The organism is Psychrobacter sp. UBA3483, assembly GCF_002377905.1.
In the GTDB taxonomy this organism is placed as follows: Bacteria; Pseudomonadota; Gammaproteobacteria; order Pseudomonadales; family Moraxellaceae; genus Psychrobacter.
This window is the reverse complement of sequence record NZ_DFQS01000059.1, coordinates 40,608-57,612: the sequence shown is the minus strand read 5'-3', so window position 1 is coordinate 57,612 and position 17,005 is coordinate 40,608. Positions and strand designations below refer to the sequence as shown.

Annotated in this window: 12 protein-coding genes; 9 read left to right on the top strand and 3 right to left on the bottom strand. The window is 44.3% G+C overall.

The window, feature by feature from the left end; genetic code table 11:
- The first annotated feature begins 4 nt into the window (after positions 1-4).
- From B2866_RS11235 to B2866_RS11220, 4 genes are all read left to right on the top strand, one after another.
- A complete protein-coding gene (locus B2866_RS11235; RefSeq protein ID WP_296194227.1) occupies positions 5-2,194 on the top strand; it encodes a RelA/SpoT family protein in 2,190 nt (729 codons plus the stop codon).
- Positions 2,195-2,322: 128 nt separating this feature from the next.
- A complete protein-coding gene (locus B2866_RS11230; RefSeq protein ID WP_144296647.1) occupies positions 2,323-2,703 on the top strand; it encodes a RidA family protein in 381 nt (126 codons plus the stop codon).
- A gap of 150 nt (positions 2,704-2,853) precedes the next feature.
- On the top strand, positions 2,854-5,151 hold the full coding sequence (locus B2866_RS11225; RefSeq protein WP_296194210.1) for a primosomal protein N': 2,298 nt from the start codon (positions 2,854-2,856) through the stop codon (positions 5,149-5,151).
- 234 nt (positions 5,152-5,385) lie between these two features.
- On the top strand, positions 5,386-6,588 hold the full coding sequence (locus tag B2866_RS11220) for a cation diffusion facilitator family transporter (RefSeq protein WP_296194207.1): 1,203 nt from the start codon (positions 5,386-5,388) through the stop codon (positions 6,586-6,588).
- 64 nt (positions 6,589-6,652) lie between these two features.
- On the opposite strand, the gene B2866_RS11215 is transcribed toward B2866_RS11220, so the two are convergent.
- Positions 6,653-6,967 (bottom strand): hypothetical protein, encoded by a 315-nt coding sequence (locus B2866_RS11215; RefSeq protein ID WP_296194205.1) that lies wholly within the window; start codon positions 6,965-6,967, stop codon positions 6,653-6,655.
- Between the two features lie 179 nt (positions 6,968-7,146).
- On the opposite strand from B2866_RS11215, the gene B2866_RS11210 reads away from it, so the two are divergent.
- A complete protein-coding gene (locus tag B2866_RS11210; protein ID WP_296194202.1) occupies positions 7,147-7,851 on the top strand; it encodes a hypothetical protein in 705 nt (234 codons plus the stop codon).
- A 76-nt stretch (positions 7,852-7,927) separates the two neighbouring features.
- Entirely contained in the window at positions 7,928-9,814 is a 1,887-nt protein-coding gene (locus B2866_RS11205) for a monovalent cation:proton antiporter-2 (CPA2) family protein (RefSeq protein WP_296194199.1), read from the top strand.
- 24 nt (positions 9,815-9,838) lie between these two features.
- Here the strand turns inward: B2866_RS11205 and B2866_RS11200 are convergent, their stop codons facing one another.
- Positions 9,839-10,768 carry a DUF2628 domain-containing protein gene (locus B2866_RS11200; protein WP_296194197.1) on the bottom strand — a complete coding sequence of 310 codons (930 nt, stop codon included), beginning with the start codon at positions 10,766-10,768 and terminating at the stop codon, positions 9,839-9,841.
- A 398-nt stretch (positions 10,769-11,166) separates the two neighbouring features.
- On the opposite strand from B2866_RS11200, the gene trmB reads away from it, so the two are divergent.
- The 3 genes from trmB (at position 11,167) to B2866_RS11185 (ending at position 15,176) form a co-directional block, all read left to right on the top strand.
- Positions 11,167-11,934 (top strand): tRNA (guanosine(46)-N7)-methyltransferase TrmB, encoded by a 768-nt coding sequence (gene trmB / locus B2866_RS11195; protein ID WP_409520856.1) that lies wholly within the window; start codon positions 11,167-11,169, stop codon positions 11,932-11,934.
- Positions 11,935-13,016: 1,082 nt separating this feature from the next.
- Positions 13,017-14,075: a recombinase RecA gene (gene recA / locus B2866_RS11190; protein ID WP_296194194.1), complete on the top strand. Its 1,059-nt coding sequence runs from the start codon at positions 13,017-13,019 to the stop codon at positions 14,073-14,075.
- A gap of 30 nt (positions 14,076-14,105) precedes the next feature.
- Complete coding sequence (locus B2866_RS11185) at positions 14,106-15,176, top strand: regulatory protein RecX (RefSeq protein WP_296194191.1); 1,071 nt, start codon at positions 14,106-14,108, stop codon at positions 15,174-15,176.
- A gap of 56 nt (positions 15,177-15,232) precedes the next feature.
- On the opposite strand, the gene B2866_RS11180 is transcribed toward B2866_RS11185, so the two are convergent.
- Positions 15,233-16,690, bottom strand: a complete 1,458-nt coding sequence (locus tag B2866_RS11180; RefSeq protein WP_296194188.1) for an anion permease — start codon at positions 16,688-16,690, stop codon at positions 15,233-15,235.
- Between the last annotated feature and the right edge of the window lie 315 nt (positions 16,691-17,005).

Here is a 17,005-nt window from a genome sequence, read left to right as displayed (position 1 = left end):
CCTTATGACTCAAACCTTGCCCAAACTCAGTCATCCTTTAGTTGATGATGCTCAATATAATCTGCTGCGCTCAGTAGGTTATCTCACTGCGGCTGAACGTAGTGATATTATTGATGCCTGTGAGTTCGGTGATTTGGCACATATCAAAGATAAGCGTAAATCAGGGGAGCCTTATATCACTCACCCGATTGCCGTCGCCGAAATATTGGCAGGCTTTCGCTTGGATCGCGATACGATTATTGCGGCAATCCTTCATGATACGGTAGAAGATACCGAGGTTAGCGCTGAGGATATTGAGCAGCGTTACGGTAAAATAGTGGCAAGACTGGTCGATGGCGTCACCAAATTAAAATCTTCAACCCATAATAAGCAAGAAAACAAAGCCGCCACCTTTCATAAAATCTTGACCGCTACCCTCGCTGATCCGCGCGTCTTGATTATCAAACTGGCTGACCGTTTGCATAATATGTCGACGCTAGATGCAGTACGTCCCGAAAAACAGCGAACTACTGCACAAGAAACGTTAGATTTTTATGTACCCTTTGCGCGCTTGATGGGTCTCAATGACATTGCTGATTATATTGAAGTGCTTTGTTATCGCAATCTTGATTCTGATATGTATAACAAGCTGTCTGATAAGCTGCTGCAACACGGACTTGGGCGTAATTTTCAAAGAGAAGCCATTCATCGCTACTTGAGCATTGTGCTAAACAATCTTGATCTTAATGGCATGGTCAAAGTCTTGGACAATCGTGTCGTTATCTTCCGCCAATTCTTCCGTAATCGCGGTGAAATCAATGCACTACTGCGCCACTATGCGTTTGAGATTGTGCTTGATAACATCGAAGCTTGTGACAAGCTTGCTTATTATCTGATTAAAAAATACCAGATTGATGACAGTCATATCGCTGATAACATTCGTCGTCCGCTGCCCGGTGGCAATCAGTCGTTGACCCTGATTTATGAGCGCGATAATGACTTTGTGAAAGTCACCATCTTAACCAAGCAAATGCAAAACGCGGCAAGGCTTGGGGTTATTGGTGCCGAACACGCCTCCGATGTTAGCCAGTCGGTTATTCAAGCATCACTGCGTAATATGAAAGACTTGGTTGACGAAGACACTTTAGATGCCGACAGCCCTGATTTTTCCGCGGCCGTTTCTACTATTAATGAGCTGATGGATTATCTACACTCAAGTAAAATCATCTGCTACAGTCCGCAAGGCCGCGCTTATGAGCTGCCACAAGGTGCCACAGCGCTAGACTTTGCTTACGCCGTCGGCCCTATGGTTGGCAATGTCGCGGTCGGTGCCAATATCGATAACAAACATGCAAAACTCGGTACGGTGCTGAAAAACGGGCAGTTGGTCGAGATTGAAGTCAGCAGCCATTCTGAACCAAAAGCGGAATGGCTCGGCTTTGTTGTGACCAATAAAGCCCGCGTAGAGATTTTACGCTGGTTTAAAGATTTATCACCTGCAGATAAACAACATCATGGCATGCAAGCTTTAGACCGTGCGCTAAAAACTTATCAGAAAAGCCTCGATGATTTGAGCGAAAGTGATTGGAAAAACTTGACTGAATGGCGCGGTCTGACAGAAAAAAATGCGCTGTTTGAGCAAATTAGCTCGGGCACACTGTTGCCGCAACTGGTGGTGACGCGTTTGTTTAGTGATGAAGTCAGTGATATGCAATCGCAAGAAAGCGTTGATGATATGACCCAGCCGCAACAATTGATTGTTAACGCTTCAGGCGTTGAGCTTGATTTTGCCAATTGTTGTCATCCGATTTATGGCGACCCTATCGTCGGCCATTTATCGCGTCATGGTTTGGTTGTCCATCGCCATAAATGCTTTTCATTGGACGATATCCGTAAAGACAACCCTTATCAAGTTATCCAACTGCGCTGGCGTAATGATAAAGCCATCAAGCAAGGCGACTCATCCGGGGAACATAACAGCAAAATCCGCTTCCCTGCTTACTTAAAGCTATCTATTGCCCTAAGCGACGAGCAAATCAGTGAAGTGATTTATCATTTACGTCAATTAAATATCGGGGTCGAAAAGGTCGACGTGCGTAGTAGCGATACGATTATTCATATCGTCGTGCGTAGCCGTAATCATTTGGCGCAAGGCATCCGCGAGTTGCGCTCGCTACTTGGCTTCCCCAATATTATTAGGCTTTATCAATTATAAAAGCCGTTAAAATACATGTTAAAATCCATCCCTTTTAAAACCATTCAATGTTGAGCATTTATTATCGCCTGAAATTTTTGGCTAACTTTTTAACCAAACAAACATGAAAAACATCATAAGGAAATCATATGACTCGTCAAACCATTCAAACCGATAAAGCTCCAGCTGCCGTTGGTACCTATTCACAAGCAGTAAAAGTAGGCAATACTGTTTATATCTCAGGTCAACTGGGCTTTGATCCTGATACCATGGAGCTAAAAGAAGGCTTTGAAGCACAGGCCAAGCAAGTATTTGCAAACATCAAAGCCATCTGTGAGGCGGCCGGTGGCAGCTTAAATGATGTAGTCAAGTTCAACGTCTCTTTAACCGACTTAAATGACTTTGCGGCGTTAAATGAAGTATTCGTTGCTAATTTAAGCGAGCCATATCCTGCCCGCGCTGCTGTACAAGTTGCGGCGCTACCTAAAGGCGGCGTGGTTGAAATTGAATCTATCATGTATATTGAATAAGACGATTGTTTAGCGTCACTGAGCATTACTGGTTTATAGTAAATGATAATAAGCTTAGCTTCATGCTAAGCTTATTTGTCTGTGCCTGTTTATACTGCTGTTGATGTTTTTATTCTCTATTCATTCAATAAAAGACTGCGAAGCCCAGTTATGTTGCTACAAGTTGCTCTACCCGTGCCCCTTTATCGGGTATTTGACTATCGCTTGCCGGCAGATAAGCCGACGTTGCCAAACGGCGCTGCCATGGCGCTACCACCGATTGGTAGCCGTGTTGAGGTACCTTTTGGTCGTCAAACCTTAATCGGTATTGTCATTGCTCATGTTGAGGAAGCAGATAGCGACGTACCGACAAATAAGCTCAAACCTATTAATAAATGCTTAGATGCTGAGCCTATTTTAGACAGCGATATGTTAAAGCTGGCACATTGGTTGGCGCGTTATTATCATTATCCACTCGGTGACGTGTTAGCGGTGATGTTGCCAACCCTCGTACGCCAAGGTAAACCGCTGGATTTACTGATTACCCATTGGCGAATCTTACCGCATGTCACTGATGATGATTTTCATAGCAATGCCAAAAAGCAAAAGCAGCAGTTTGATATGCTTAAGCTACACGGCGAGCATGGCGCTAGTGAAGACGTCCTATTATTAGAAGGCATGCAGCGACCCTTCTTAAAGGCGCTAGAAGAAAAAGGGCTTATCGAGCGCTATATTGAAGCCAAATCTGCGCCCGTACCGGTTACTTTAGCAAAAATGCCGCTTGACCTAAATGAAGAGCAACGGCGTGCAGTCGATGGCATTATTGCTGCTCATGAAAATAAGCAATATACGGGGTTTTTATTAAATGGCATTACCGGTAGTGGTAAGACTGAAGTCTACTTGCAAGCGATGCAAGCGGTCTTGGAGGCGGGCAAGCAGGTATTGATACTGGTACCAGAGATTGGATTAACGCCGCAGACGCGCGCGCGCTTTGCCAGTCGCTTTGCTGCTCACATTGTCTTATTGCATTCGGGTATGAACAATACCCACCGCTTGCAAGGTTGGCAAGACTGCCGCACCGGTCACGCGCAAATCATTATTGGCACGCGATCAGCAGTGCTATATCCGTTTGCGGATTTAGGACTTATCGTCGTCGATGAGGCGCATGATGGTTCTTATAAGCAGCAAGATACGTTGCGCTATCATGCCGCTGACGTCGCGCTTTATCGTGGATTACAAGCCAATATTCCTGTTGTACTTGGTACGGCGACGCCATCTCTTGAGCATTTAAAACTGGTCGATGACGGCAAGTTGATAGAGTGCCAACTGCGAACTCGCCCTGGTAATGCCAAGCTTGCAAGCATGCAGCTGATTGATGCACGCTTGCAAAGTACCCATCAACAAACGACGGACGAAGGCGCACGCTATGATACCGGACTAACCGATGCGCTGATTAGGGCGATACGGCAAACGCTAGAAGCGGGCGATCAAGTATTGGTATTTTTAAATCGCCGCGGCTATGCGCCAGTTTTGCTCTGCGAAGCGTGCGGTTGGCAAGCAGATTGCCCGCGCTGTGATGCGCATTTAACCGTGCATTATAATAGCCTATCGCAATCTAATTCCTATTCAAACAGCTCTTATTTAAAATGCCATCACTGCGATTGGCAAGCCTATATCCCAACGGTTTGCCCTGATTGTGGTAGTCAAAATTTGGACGCCAAAGGTATCGGAACGACTAGGCTAAGCGAAAATCTGCATGCCATTTTTGCCAATCCGCAAACCAGTAAAGAGTTGTACCCCATTATCCAAATCGATCGCGATACCACCAGACGTAAAGACAGCTGGGAGAATATTTATCAGCGCATTAATGAAGGCAAGCCTGCCATCTTAGTCGGTACACAAATGGTCGCCAAAGGTCATCATTTTCCCAACGTCACACTTGTCTGCTTGCCTAATGCTGATCGTGGTTTTTTATCCGCCGATTTTCGCTCGCCGGAACATACCGCGCAATTAATGATTCAAGTAGCAGGTCGTGCTGGCCGCGGTGATAAATCGGGGCGCGTGCTTATTCAAACGCTGCAACCCGATAATGAGCTGTTATTAAAATTGGTAAAAGATAGTTATTTATCATTCGCTCGTGAGCTATTGCAAGAGCGTAAAATGATGGGCTTGCCGCCGCATAGTTATGCCGCTCTGATACGCTGCGAAGGTAAAACTTTAGCTGCTACGACGCAAGCGCTAAAAGATGCTGTTGGCATTCTTCCAAACGGCCATAATCTCGCTGTCCTCGGCCCTATTGATGCGCCGATGAGTAAAAAGAACAGCCGCTATCACGCGCAATTGCTGCTGTTAGGCAAAGACAGGCAGCAATTACATCGAGTATTACATCACTGGTGGCAGGCTGTACTTGCTCTGCCAAGCGCCAAATACCTGAAACTAACTTTGGATGTTGACCCTGTTGGTTGGTAACTTCTAAACCCTAACCATTTTTGCCAATTTTAATCATCCCAGTATAGATTACCTTCAATAATGAATGCTATTTAAAAGCAGTCTTGTCCTGTTTACCGCCTAAATACAGCAAGCATTTGTTAAATGTGCTAAATTCTCTATAACTGTCTGGTTTATACGCAGCAAGCCCAGCATTATAAGCAATCAAAACTTTATAAACCATCCATTTCACCTTTTATTATCCCGAGTGTTGTTATGAATCAAGAGCGCCCAAACCCTCAAAAACATGAGCATTCTCATCAGAATGCAGCGATTGATAGCCATAAACACCGTCAAAACGGTGCACAGAATGATACTCAGGACAGGTACACCGAAGATAACCAAGACAATCACGACCACGATGAACACCTAGAGCAAACGGTTGCCCCACGCGATACCAAGGGTTATCAGCGTACTTTGCTATTTAGTTTTATCATTATTACTATCTATATGTTTGTCGAAGCCATCGGTGGCTGGCTCACTGGTAGTTTGGCGCTGCTATCTGATGCTGGTCATATGCTCAGTGACGCGGTGGCGCTTGGCGCGACATTAATGGCCTTTAAAATTGGTGAAAAAGCCGCCACCCATCAAAAAACCTTTGGCTATAAACGCTTTGAGATTTTGGTGGCGACGGTCAATGGTGCGACACTGGTTATTATTGCCATCATGATTTTTTATGAGGCCATTAAACGCTTTAACTCGCCGCCTGAAATTGCAACCCAAGGTATGCTTATCGTTGCTACTATTGGTATGTTGGTTAATATTTTGGTCGCTTGGCTAATGCATCGCGGCAGTCGCGGATCTGATACGCATGGGCATGCACATAGTCACAGCCATGGCGACAACCATGCACAGCAAGATACAAAGGCTGAAGCTAAAGCACCAGTCAATTTAAATATGCAAAGTGCTTATTTGCATGTATTAAGTGACCTAATGGGTTCTGTTGCCGCTATTGTTGCGGCGCTTTTGATGATGAGCTTTGGCTGGGTTTGGGCGGATGCGGCGGCCTCGGTCATTGTCGCTATATTGATCTTGTTTAGTGGTTACCGCGTTGTGCGTGATTCGGTACATATCTTGATGGAAGGCACACCAGAGGGCATATCGCTTGTGGAGGTCGAAGATAAACTACTTGCCCATCCGCAAGTCCGAAAAGTTCATGACCTGCACGTTTGGAGTATTACCAGTGGACTGAACGCCCTATCATGTCATGTGGTCGTCGATGGCGAAATGAGTATTTATGAATCCAGTATCTTAATTGCCAGTTTAGAGCAGAGCCTTCTTGAGCTTGATATTCACCATGCGACTATTCAAGTTGAAAGCTTAGCGCATCCGCAGACCAAAACCCATAGCGACGCCTTAGTCTGCGACATCTCCCAGCAGGCGACTGATAACAATAGTCATATTGGTCACAACCATTAAGCATAAGACATTAAATATTAAATCATATAATTATTAATTAAGACGTCGTCTATCTGGTTATTAGTTATGAGCGACGTTTTAATTGATATTTTTTTATAAAGTAACAACAATAACGCAGCACAAGCCAAATTATCCAAACTGCTGTTATGAGCCAAGTACTTAGCCCGAGCCCCAACAGCGTCATGCGAATCCAAAAATCTAGCGCGCCGTCCATAAACTGTGGCAGATAAACCGGTCCCATATTTGACGCCAGTAGCAACCAAAATCCAAATACTAGCGCCAATCCTATACTTATAATTTTTAGAATCATTCTAATAACAATTTTTAATATGACGCGCCAATTATCATGATTTGTGAAATGTTTTGAGCCATTATCCATAAAAACAGCTCCTAAAAACGAGGCGTAATTTTTTATAAGCTTATATCAAGCGGGTTTTTTCATTGTAATAGGATGTTAAAAATCATGGAAAATTTGGCCGCGTCGCCATATTTTTCATCTAAATTCTGTATACTTAAGGCTCAATACCCTTATTCATAACCAATTGATGACCTTTTGCCATGTCAAGACGCTCAGCTCCTTTCGTTGCTCCTAGCTACATTGATGACCCTGTCTCAAGCGAGGGTAAAAAGCATGCCAAAGCACTGCTATCGACGCTGCAAGAAGATATTGCTAGCTTTCGAGATGAGCAGTTTCCGCCTAATATTTTGCGGCAAATTCGTGATATGCCGATTTATGAAGGCAATTTAGCCGAAGTCCAAGCCTATCAGCAGCGTTGGCATGGTCTGCTTGAGCGCGCGATGGCCTTTTATCCAGCGGCCAATCTACCGCCCGATTACCTGCCGTTACCCGCCAGCCTTGAGATACCGCAATTTATCTATCATGTACAAAGGTTACATCTGACCAAGACCCGCGCCAAAGAATCCAAAAGCTTTGGGTCCGTCGGAGCGCTGACCGATAAATGTGGCGATTATAGCGCTGATGAAATCGCCCGTATGAGCGCCGTATTTGACAACGATGATGAAGCTCGTTTGGTGGCGCATCGTGAATTTATCGATTTGCGTGCTTATGTATTTTGCCGTGATACCAAGGGCGAGATGCTAGAGCCTGAGCGCGTACGCTTTTATCGTACTGGGCTTATCGTTCATGCCCTGCCTGATTTTAAAATCGTCGATAGTCGCCAGACCCCGCGTAAGCGCCGTAACGATGCTTATAGCAATCCACTGGCGGACAATGGCGTGTGGAAGATTTATCGTAAAAAATAAACCCTGCAAAAAGTTTTTTGCTTATAGGCCTACCTTGTTTTACTGCTCATTTTATCGTTACCGCTAAGGATTCCAGATGCTCGCTGCCGCCGCCGGCTCACCAAACTTAATGTTACAAGCTACCATTTTCTTGGGAGCAGCCCTGCTCTTTGTACCACTGGGCAAGCGTTTCGGTATTGCGACGGTATTAGGGTATTTGATTACTGGTCTGATATTGGGCCCCAGTGGTTTAGATGTCGCAGGCGATGCGGAGAGCTTATTACATTTTTCTGAGTTCGGCGTAGTCATGCTGTTGTTTATCATTGGCCTTGAGTTGCAGCCTTCACGATTATGGGCGCTACGGCGTTCGATATTTGTCCTCGGTGGACTGCAAGTTGGTCTGACTGGCACGCTATTGATGTGGCTGTTACACCAGTTTTTTGCCTTGCCGCTCGATACCGCTTTTATAGTCGGGTTTGGTCTGGCACTGTCATCGACTGCCTTTGTCCTGCAAATATTAACAGAAAAACAGCAGCTTTCTAGCACCCACGGCCGTGAAGCTTTTACGATCCTATTATTCCAAGATATCGCTGTTATCCCTTTGTTAGCCGTTATTCCATTTTTATCAGGGGTGCGCGAGCAAAGCTATGATTTGATTTATTTTGGCAAGGTTTTTGCGGTTTTTGCCGGACTTATCTTTGCTAGCCGTTATATTATCCGCCCTTTCTTTAAGTTTGTAGCGTCTAGCGGCGCCTCAGAACTTTTGACCGCCGTCGCTTTATTTATTGTCATGGGCGTGTCTATTTTAATGGGGCAAATTGGACTATCGATGGCATTGGGTGCATTTTTAACAGGGGTATTGCTGGCGGATTCTGAGTATCGTCATGAGCTAGAAGCCAGTATCGAGCCGTTTAAAGGCCTGCTGTTAGGGCTATTTTTTATGTCGGTCGGGATGCTGACTGATGTCAAACTCATTTTAGCAAAGCCTATCTTTATTATCGGCTGCGCTATGGCATTGATGGTGATTAAATTTGCTGTTATTACCGCCATTGCAAAAGTATCGGGTAATCGCTGGCCAACCAGTATTCGTTTGGGTGTCACCCTTGCCCAGGGTGGTGAGTTTGCCTTTGTGTTATTCAGTGTGGCGAGCGCACAGAATGTCCTACGCCCCGAACTTGGCAACACCCTAAACCTTATTGTTACCATCTCCATGGCACTAACGCCACTGGCATTTTTACTCTTAGAAAAAATTGGTGAGCCGCTCTTTGCCAAAAGAAAACCCAGCCGCGAGTACGATACGATTCCCGACGATGAGCATCAGGTAATTATTGCTGGTTTTGGGCGTGTGGGTCAGATTATCGGTCGGGTGCTGCGTATGCACAATATCGAATTTACAGCGATTGAGCGCTCGGCAAATCGCGTCGATTTCGTGCGTAAATTTGGTAACCAGGTCTATTATGGCGATCCAAAAAACCCCGAGATACTTCGCGCCGCCGGTATCAAAAAAGCACGCGTCTTTATTCTCGCTATCGACGATGTTGAGCGCTCTATCACCACCGCTCAATATTTGCGTAAAAACTATCCCGATATGATCGTCTTAGCACGCGCCCGTGACCGCCAGCATTATTATCGTTTACGTGAAGTCGGCGTACGTCATATTTGGCGTGAGACCTATTTATCGTCTTTAGATATGTCGCGTGAGTCGCTACAACTACTTGGTATCTCAGCAGAAAAAGCACGCGAAACCGTCCAAACCTTCCGTGATTATGACGATGATTTGATCGAGCGTCAGCAAGCGATTTATGACGACGAAGCCAGTATGATTGAATCGGCACAATCAGCCATAGCGGAGCTTGAGAGCTTATTTGATGAAGATATCGATAAAGCTCGTAAAATGGATTTGACGGACTTTTATGACGCACTAAAAAGCCAATCAATCCCAGCCAATGAAAAGGAGGATCTGACCGCTGACTCTAAAAACTAACGGCTATTATTCTTTTATTGTTGGTTAATCCTCGCTACAACCTTTAGGCGCTTGCCTTTTATTTAACGAGGTCGTACAGCGCCAATTATCGCTATCGGGCAGATGATAAAAAACCAGCGTCTGCTCATTCAAATAACGTAATGGAAACTTGACGTTTTGAATGGTAGCAATAACTGCGCAATCGGTGTTTGTCACGCCAGCAGCTTTGGTATCAACCGCGATATTGACTTGCTGCGTGCCCATATCTAAAGGCAGATTAAGCGGACATTGGCCTGTTTGCCGGTAGGTCAGCGCCACACGATTTTGTGCCGTTTTAGCGGTATCATAGGTATCAAATAACACTTCATTTTCTTTAGGCTTAGCGACAATGGGTAAAAACTGTAGTTTTATCACCATTAACGCAAAAGCAAAAAACCCAAATCCTAAACCCAAGCCAAATAAACTGACCCCGCCTTCTTTTTTTAAATGTGCTTTTTGCGCCGCTTCATCGTGCGGATAATCATTGATAGCATCAGCAATCTCACGCCGTGCCATGCGGTAATAATAAGCATCCGTCCAACGTGCCACCATAAACGACCAAAACAGCCAAATCAGCGCCGCAATAGCGATACGTATGCTCATTTGATAAGCATCGGCAATATAAGGCATCGCCACAAACTCAAACGCTACCAATATCAGCGCTACATTCAGTTGAATAAATGACCAACCTGCGACGCTATATACAATCGCATCCATATAGCGCTTGCGATACAGTAGCCAAGGAAAGGTGACAAAGAACGCTGCCCAATGCCACTTGGGTGACAGATAGCCTTGCTCATCAAACTCCTTAAAGCGCTTAAGATAATACGACTGGCTACGCTGACTAATAAACCATTTATCCAATTGTTCGCGTCTAGCAGCGCTCAGCTGTTCTTGATAAAACGGTGGCGGCGAATCCGTCTCGATAAATAACATGGTGACAAGCCTTACTTATTATTAAGCATAAATGTTAACGCGCGGATTTATATATCGTTTTTTTATCCAACGATTCTTATTAAGTGGTTATTTTCAAACCATTATTTTCAAACAACACTTGCTACATGATAACGCCAAAAGCCCTGCGTAGAAAACCCATATATATGAAACCTGTATACACAAACCGCGTATAAATATATAAAAATGATGGCAGGCACGCTAAAATTGGATTGTGCGTTCACAGTGGTCACGATTTCACTTATAATGAGGCAACTTTACCCACCTAATTAAGCCTTGTTAATCCTATGAGTCAACATCCCAAACACAATGATATCAATAGTAGTCATGATACTACTGATGCGAAAAATCCTAATACCACTGATACCATGAACACAGACATGCCAACGGTCTCTAGCGTTAAAGCCGATGCCAACAGTCAGACTGAAGAGGCAACGGACAAGCATATTCGTATCGTTAACACCTTTATGAAACGCCGTACGCACATGAATAAAAATGCCGAACTGGCATTGACTGCGCCAGAATTTGCGCATTACTTGGTCAATAACAGTTTCGGTGACGGCAATCTTGATGGTATTAACAATTTACGCGCGTTATTTGCAGACAGCCCTAATGGCAGTGACGCGCCACTGACGCTAGAGATTGGTTTTGGCCTAGGCGATTCATTTATCGAGATGGCCGCAGCAGAGCCAACGCGCAATTTCGTTGGCGTCGAAGTTCATGAGCCAGGTATCGGTAAATGCGCGTACATGGCAGGGACGCAAGGGTTAACCAACGTCAAAATCATCAACGGCGATGCCATTCAATTGCTCAAGCAATTACCAGAAAATCATATCGACCGCATTCAGCTTTACTTCCCTGACCCATGGCAAAAAAAGCGTCACTACAAACGCCGTTTTGTCAGCCCTGAGCGTATGGCGATTGTTACGCGCAGCTTAAAGCAAGGCGGTTGGTTCCATACGGCGACTGACTGGGAACATTATGCCTTTTGGATGGTTGAGGTTTTAGATGCTTTTGCTGGACTGACCAATCAAGCAGGCGCAGGTAATTTCACCGACCGTCCTGACTTTCGTCCAATGACTAAGTTTGAGCGCCGCGGATTAGAGCGCGGCCATGGCGTTTGGGATTTAATCTATATCAAGGATTAGGCTGGGTAGCGTAACCCTAGCATTCCTGCACCATAGCGGCTAAGATACTGATAAGGTACTTAGCCGTTTTTTATACCCGTTCATTTTTCTGCGTTTGGCGACTCTTAGCATAGCCCTTGACATATAAGGCGTGGCGTGTTTTCTTTAAAATAGCAGAGTATTCAAACCTATTATTGATTGCTTTATCGCTGTACGCATTATGTGAAACATAGCCGTAACAAGGCAATTCTTTTCTTAAATTTAAAGTTGCAAAAATAGAAACCATCGATATTTGATCTATACCTAAGATTTCATGGCGGCGCAAACATCGGCAATATAAGGGTTTGGTGAGTTCTCCCCATAAGCTGTGGATAACCCTGTGTATAAGTCGCCACTTGACAAGTATTTTCCTAGATAGCTTAAAGGGTTAGGTAAAATCGTTCATTTTTTATACAATTTATAAGACTATAAAAATCAATAACTTACATGGTATTTGAAAGTAAAATAATATATTTTTAATTTTTTTCAAATTTATTTAAACCTCATGGATGTTTCACAACCCAAAAATAAACATACTTTTTTATTGTGGACAACTTATAAAACTATTGACAAATCATCCGGTTATCAAGTTTAAAACCATATGGCAAAGCATGACTATTTTATAATAAAAGCAGGACAATAATAGGCGACACTCACTGTCGTTTAGCCTCTTTACGCCCTAAATCTTCAACTTGGTTTTTGTTATAATAGCCTTATCTAAACAACAGTGATATAAATCAGGATAGCGCGATACGTACCGCAAAGATAACCCTACAGCCATCGTTATGGCAAATGAGCATTAGCATCTATGAACTTTTTTTTGCTTTTCTCGTGATTCGATTTTACTGTATAGTAAGGTGATATATTCGATATCACTGTCTTCAACCCAATATAACCATCTACCTCAAACTTGCTAAACGTAACCTTTACTGATGATGAAAGTCGTGAGTGATTTCACTGAGCAAGCCGTTATTTAACAAACGTTTTAAAGCTATCGTTTTAAATGCCACGTTCTACATTAACTAGACCATTTTATATTTATTATTCTTCACAAGGAGTCCTACATGGACGAAAATAAAGCCAAAGCCCTCAAAGCCGCCCTTGGTCAAATTGAAAAGCAATTTGGTAAAAACACCATTATGCATCTTGGTGACGACTCAGCCACGCTTGACGCCGATGTGGTCTCTACAGGCTCATTGGGTCTAGATATCGCGCTTGGTATTGGCGGTCTACCAAAAGGTCGTATCGTTGAGATTTACGGTCCTGAAAGCTCTGGTAAAACCACCATGACCTTACAAGCGATTGCAGAATGCCAAAAGCAAGGCGGCGTTTGTGCCTTTATCGATGCCGAGCACGCCCTTGACCCAGTTTATGCCCGTAAACTTGGGGTAAATACCGACGATTTACTCGTTTCACAGCCAGACAATGGCGAGCAAGCACTTGAGATTACCGATATGTTAGTGCGCTCAGGGGCAGTTGATATGATTGTCATCGACTCCGTCGCAGCGCTAACGCCGCGAGCAGAAATCGAAGGTGAAATGGGCGACTCACACATGGGTCTGCAAGCACGTTTGATGAGCCAAGCGCTGCGTAAAATTACCGGTAATGCCAAACGCTCGAACTGTATGGTGGTCTTTATCAACCAGATTCGTATGAAAATCGGCGTGATGTTTGGTAGCCCTGAGACCACGACCGGTGGTAATGCACTAAAATTCTATGCGTCGGTACGTATGGATATCCGCCGTATCGGGGCGGTGAAAAATGGCGATGAGATTATCGGTAACCAAACCCGTGTCAAAGTCATCAAAAATAAGATGGCGCCGCCATTCCGCCAAGCTGAATTTGAAATCACTTACGGTGAAGGTACCAACCACTTAGCGGAAGTGATTGATTTGGGCGTTGAGATTGGCGCAGTTGGCAAAGCAGGCTCTTGGTACAGCTATGGCGATGAAAAAATCGGCCAAGGTAAAGCCAATTCGGTACTGTTTTTAAAAGAAAATCCTGCGATTGCAGAAGAAATTGAAGCTAAAATTCGTGCTGAAAAGCTAGGTACAGGTGTGCCAAAAAACACCCCAGACGAGGCTAATAGCGACGAAGAGATGCCTCCTGAACCAATGCAATAAACGTTTGGTGATGAATCACTATGACTTATTATGAAAATTAAAACCTTAGCTGAAATACTCGCTGAGTCGGAAGCCGATTCAGCGAGTAGTCCTACTATCAAAGCCAAAAAACCTATCAAATCCTCTGAGTCTTTCAAACATTCTCAGAGCTCCTATCAAGACAAGCCTAGAAAAACGGCTAAACGTACGACTTATACAAAAAAGGAAGCAACACCTTCACAGGACGATGTTGTAACGGACATAGACTCGCTTGTCTCACCTTCCTCTTATAATAAAAAACCTTCTAAAAACAAAAAGCGCAAAAAAAACTTTCATCCAGCGGCAAATTTCATTCATGAGCCTAGTGACGTACCTGCCTATCAGCCACTAGAAGCTCAAAGCATTAAACAGCTACTTGCCGAGGTCAAACACGATGTTCATAGTAGCGAAGATAATGACCATACGGATAGCAACACTGCTAACGGTCATAGTGAATTAAACCATCAAGCCAATAACCAAACAGATAATTTACCCGCGGCGCTTAAGGCCTATTTGCGTACGCCTGAGCAACGTCAAGCGGATATCGACGCCATCAAAGCCGAAAGCCGTTTGCGCTGGTTGGCATTTTATTATTTGTCACGCCGTGAATACGGCAAAGCTGAGCTGAAACAAAAGCTGCTAGACAAAGAGCAAGACTCAGACAAAATCGACGCCCTACTTGATGAGTTTGCAGAAAAAGGCTATCAAAGCGATTACCGTACCACGCTTATGTTGATACGAGAAAACATCCGTAAAGGGCGCGGACGCGCTCGTATTAAGCAGGAGTTCTATCATAAAAAAATTGCCATGCCCGGCAATATTGATGAGCTCATCGACATGGCGAATGCCGAATCGGAAGAGTTTAGCGAATTTATCGATGATGATGCCGATAACTTGATCGAAGGCGTCGATTGGCTAAAACTTGCCGTCACCGCCCGTACCAAAAAATATGGCGATGACGTTCCAACTGAGCAAAAAGACAAAGCACGCCAGCTACGGTTTTTACAATACCGCGGTTTTAATACCAATATTTGCTTTGAGGCTTTAAACTACACTCTAGATACCTTGGACGAGCGCTTCTAACCCATCTGGGTGATCTCTTTCATTATTTATCATTCATAATATAGTCAGTCTATTTATCAATAATAACCAAGCAGTTTCCACCAAATCAAACCTGCGCCTATCCATACCACAAGATTGACCACACTCATGATGGCGCCGATAATCCACCACTCTCCTAGGGTCACATAACCCGAGTTAAAAATAACCGGCGCCGTACCTGTTGCATAATGGGTCAGCGTCATCATAATATTGCCCGCCGCTGCTAAAATAAGCGCATATAACATCGGCGGCGCGCCTAGGCTTAACCCTACTGCATAAAAAGCAGCAAACAAGGCAGTAATATGGGCGGTAGTACTGGCAAAAAAGTAATGGATATACAAATAAACCAACGTCAAAATCACCACAGCGCCAATCCAGCCTACGCCTATCACGCCGATCATCGATTCGATGTTGCTTGAGAACCAGCCAACCAAGCCCAATTTATTCAGATAAGACGCCATCATAATCAGAGCCCCAAACCATATGATGGTGTCCCATGCTGATTTTTCTTTAAGCACATCATCCCATGTTAATACGCCCGTCAGTATAAGCGCGGTCAAACCAATAAAAGCAGTAGTCGTCGCATCGACATTTAATTGCTCACCAAAAATCAGTGCTGGAATATTGGCCCACAATATCAGCATCAAGGCAAAGACACCCAACATGATTTTTTCCTGCGTGCTCACCTGCCCCATCTCGCTTAGATTGTCTTTGGCAAACTGTTTGGCATCGGGGGTGACTTTGACATCGGGCGGATAAATCAGATAAATAACCAATGGCATCAATAGTAAACAGAGCATCCCTGGTATGAACATCGCCACTGCCCACGTCGTCCATGACAGCTGAATCTCACTCCCGGTGGCTTTATTGACCAAATCTACGACCAGTGGATTTGGTGCGGTGGCGGTAATAAACATACCGGATGTAATCGGGTTGGCGTGATAATTTACCATCGCTAGATAACGACCGATTTTATTTTGCGTGCCTTCTTCTGGCGTTGAATGAAAGCTTTGCGCAATTGACCGCATAATGGGGTGAATAATCCCGCCACCACGAGCGGTATTAGAGGGTGTAATCGGCGCTATCATCAGCTCCGCTGCACTCAACGAGTAAGCAACACCAATGGTTTTCTTCCCAAAGATCGAGATGAAGTAATAAGCAATACGCCGACCCAGACCGGTTTTTATAAGTCCTCGCGATATCATCACCGCAATACCGATGAGCCAAATCAGTGGGCTTGAATAGCTCGATAGTGCATCAGCGATGGCGTCTTTTGGACTGTCATTAGTCACCCCAGTCAGCGCTACCAACATAACGGCGATAATGGCAATTGCTCCGATGGGCAAGACTTTACCGATGATGGCCACAATGGTGGCGATGAATAAAGCCAGCATATGCCACGCTTCCGGTGTTACCCCTGTCGGTACAGGAATAACAAACCAGATAATCAAACCAACTAAGATGGCAATCGCTGCTTGGATAGGCTTAAATGGCATGGGTCATATCCTTATAAAATGCTTATACCTTTATATCGCTGGCATTTTTTATATGAGACTTTTTAAAGCAACTGGCTTACAACATTAAAGCTATGAAGTAGCCCTAAATAAATTATACCTTTATCATAAAATATTTAAATCGTCTTGGTGTCCTTAGTCACGGTTCTTAACATATCTATCTTTTTAGCACTCGACTCACATAGAAAATTCTGCGCCTTTATCGCGTTAGAATGTAAGTATTTTTGCTAAGCTAAAACAAAAAAAGAGCGCATGTATATGCACTCTTTGTTTAATGATGGAAAGGAAGATTTATAA

Excerpts from the sequence above, each read along its gene's own strand:
- B2866_RS11235 (WP_296194227.1), top strand. The coding sequence starts at position 5 with ATGACTCAAACCTTGCCCAAACTCAGTCATCCTTTAGTTGATGATGCT.
- B2866_RS11225 (WP_296194210.1), top strand. The coding sequence starts at position 2,854 with ATGTTGCTACAAGTTGCTCTACCCGTGCCCCTTTATCGGGTATTTGAC.
- B2866_RS11180 (WP_296194188.1), bottom strand. The coding sequence starts at position 16,690 with ATGCCATTTAAGCCTATCCAAGCAGCGATTGCCATCTTAGTTGGTTTG.
- B2866_RS11205 (WP_296194199.1), top strand. The coding sequence starts at position 7,928 with ATGCTCGCTGCCGCCGCCGGCTCACCAAACTTAATGTTACAAGCTACC.
- B2866_RS11210 (WP_296194202.1), top strand. The coding sequence starts at position 7,147 with ATGTCAAGACGCTCAGCTCCTTTCGTTGCTCCTAGCTACATTGATGAC.
- B2866_RS11200 (WP_296194197.1), bottom strand. The coding sequence starts at position 10,768 with ATGTTATTTATCGAGACGGATTCGCCGCCACCGTTTTATCAAGAACAG.
- B2866_RS11220 (WP_296194207.1), top strand. The coding sequence starts at position 5,386 with ATGAATCAAGAGCGCCCAAACCCTCAAAAACATGAGCATTCTCATCAG.
- B2866_RS11230 (WP_144296647.1), top strand. The coding sequence starts at position 2,323 with ATGACTCGTCAAACCATTCAAACCGATAAAGCTCCAGCTGCCGTTGGT.
- B2866_RS11215 (WP_296194205.1), bottom strand. The coding sequence starts at position 6,967 with ATGGATAATGGCTCAAAACATTTCACAAATCATGATAATTGGCGCGTC.
- B2866_RS11185 (WP_296194191.1), top strand. The coding sequence starts at position 14,106 with ATGAAAATTAAAACCTTAGCTGAAATACTCGCTGAGTCGGAAGCCGAT.
- recA (WP_296194194.1), top strand. The coding sequence starts at position 13,017 with ATGGACGAAAATAAAGCCAAAGCCCTCAAAGCCGCCCTTGGTCAAATT.
- trmB (WP_409520856.1), top strand. The coding sequence starts at position 11,167 with ATGCCAACGGTCTCTAGCGTTAAAGCCGATGCCAACAGTCAGACTGAA.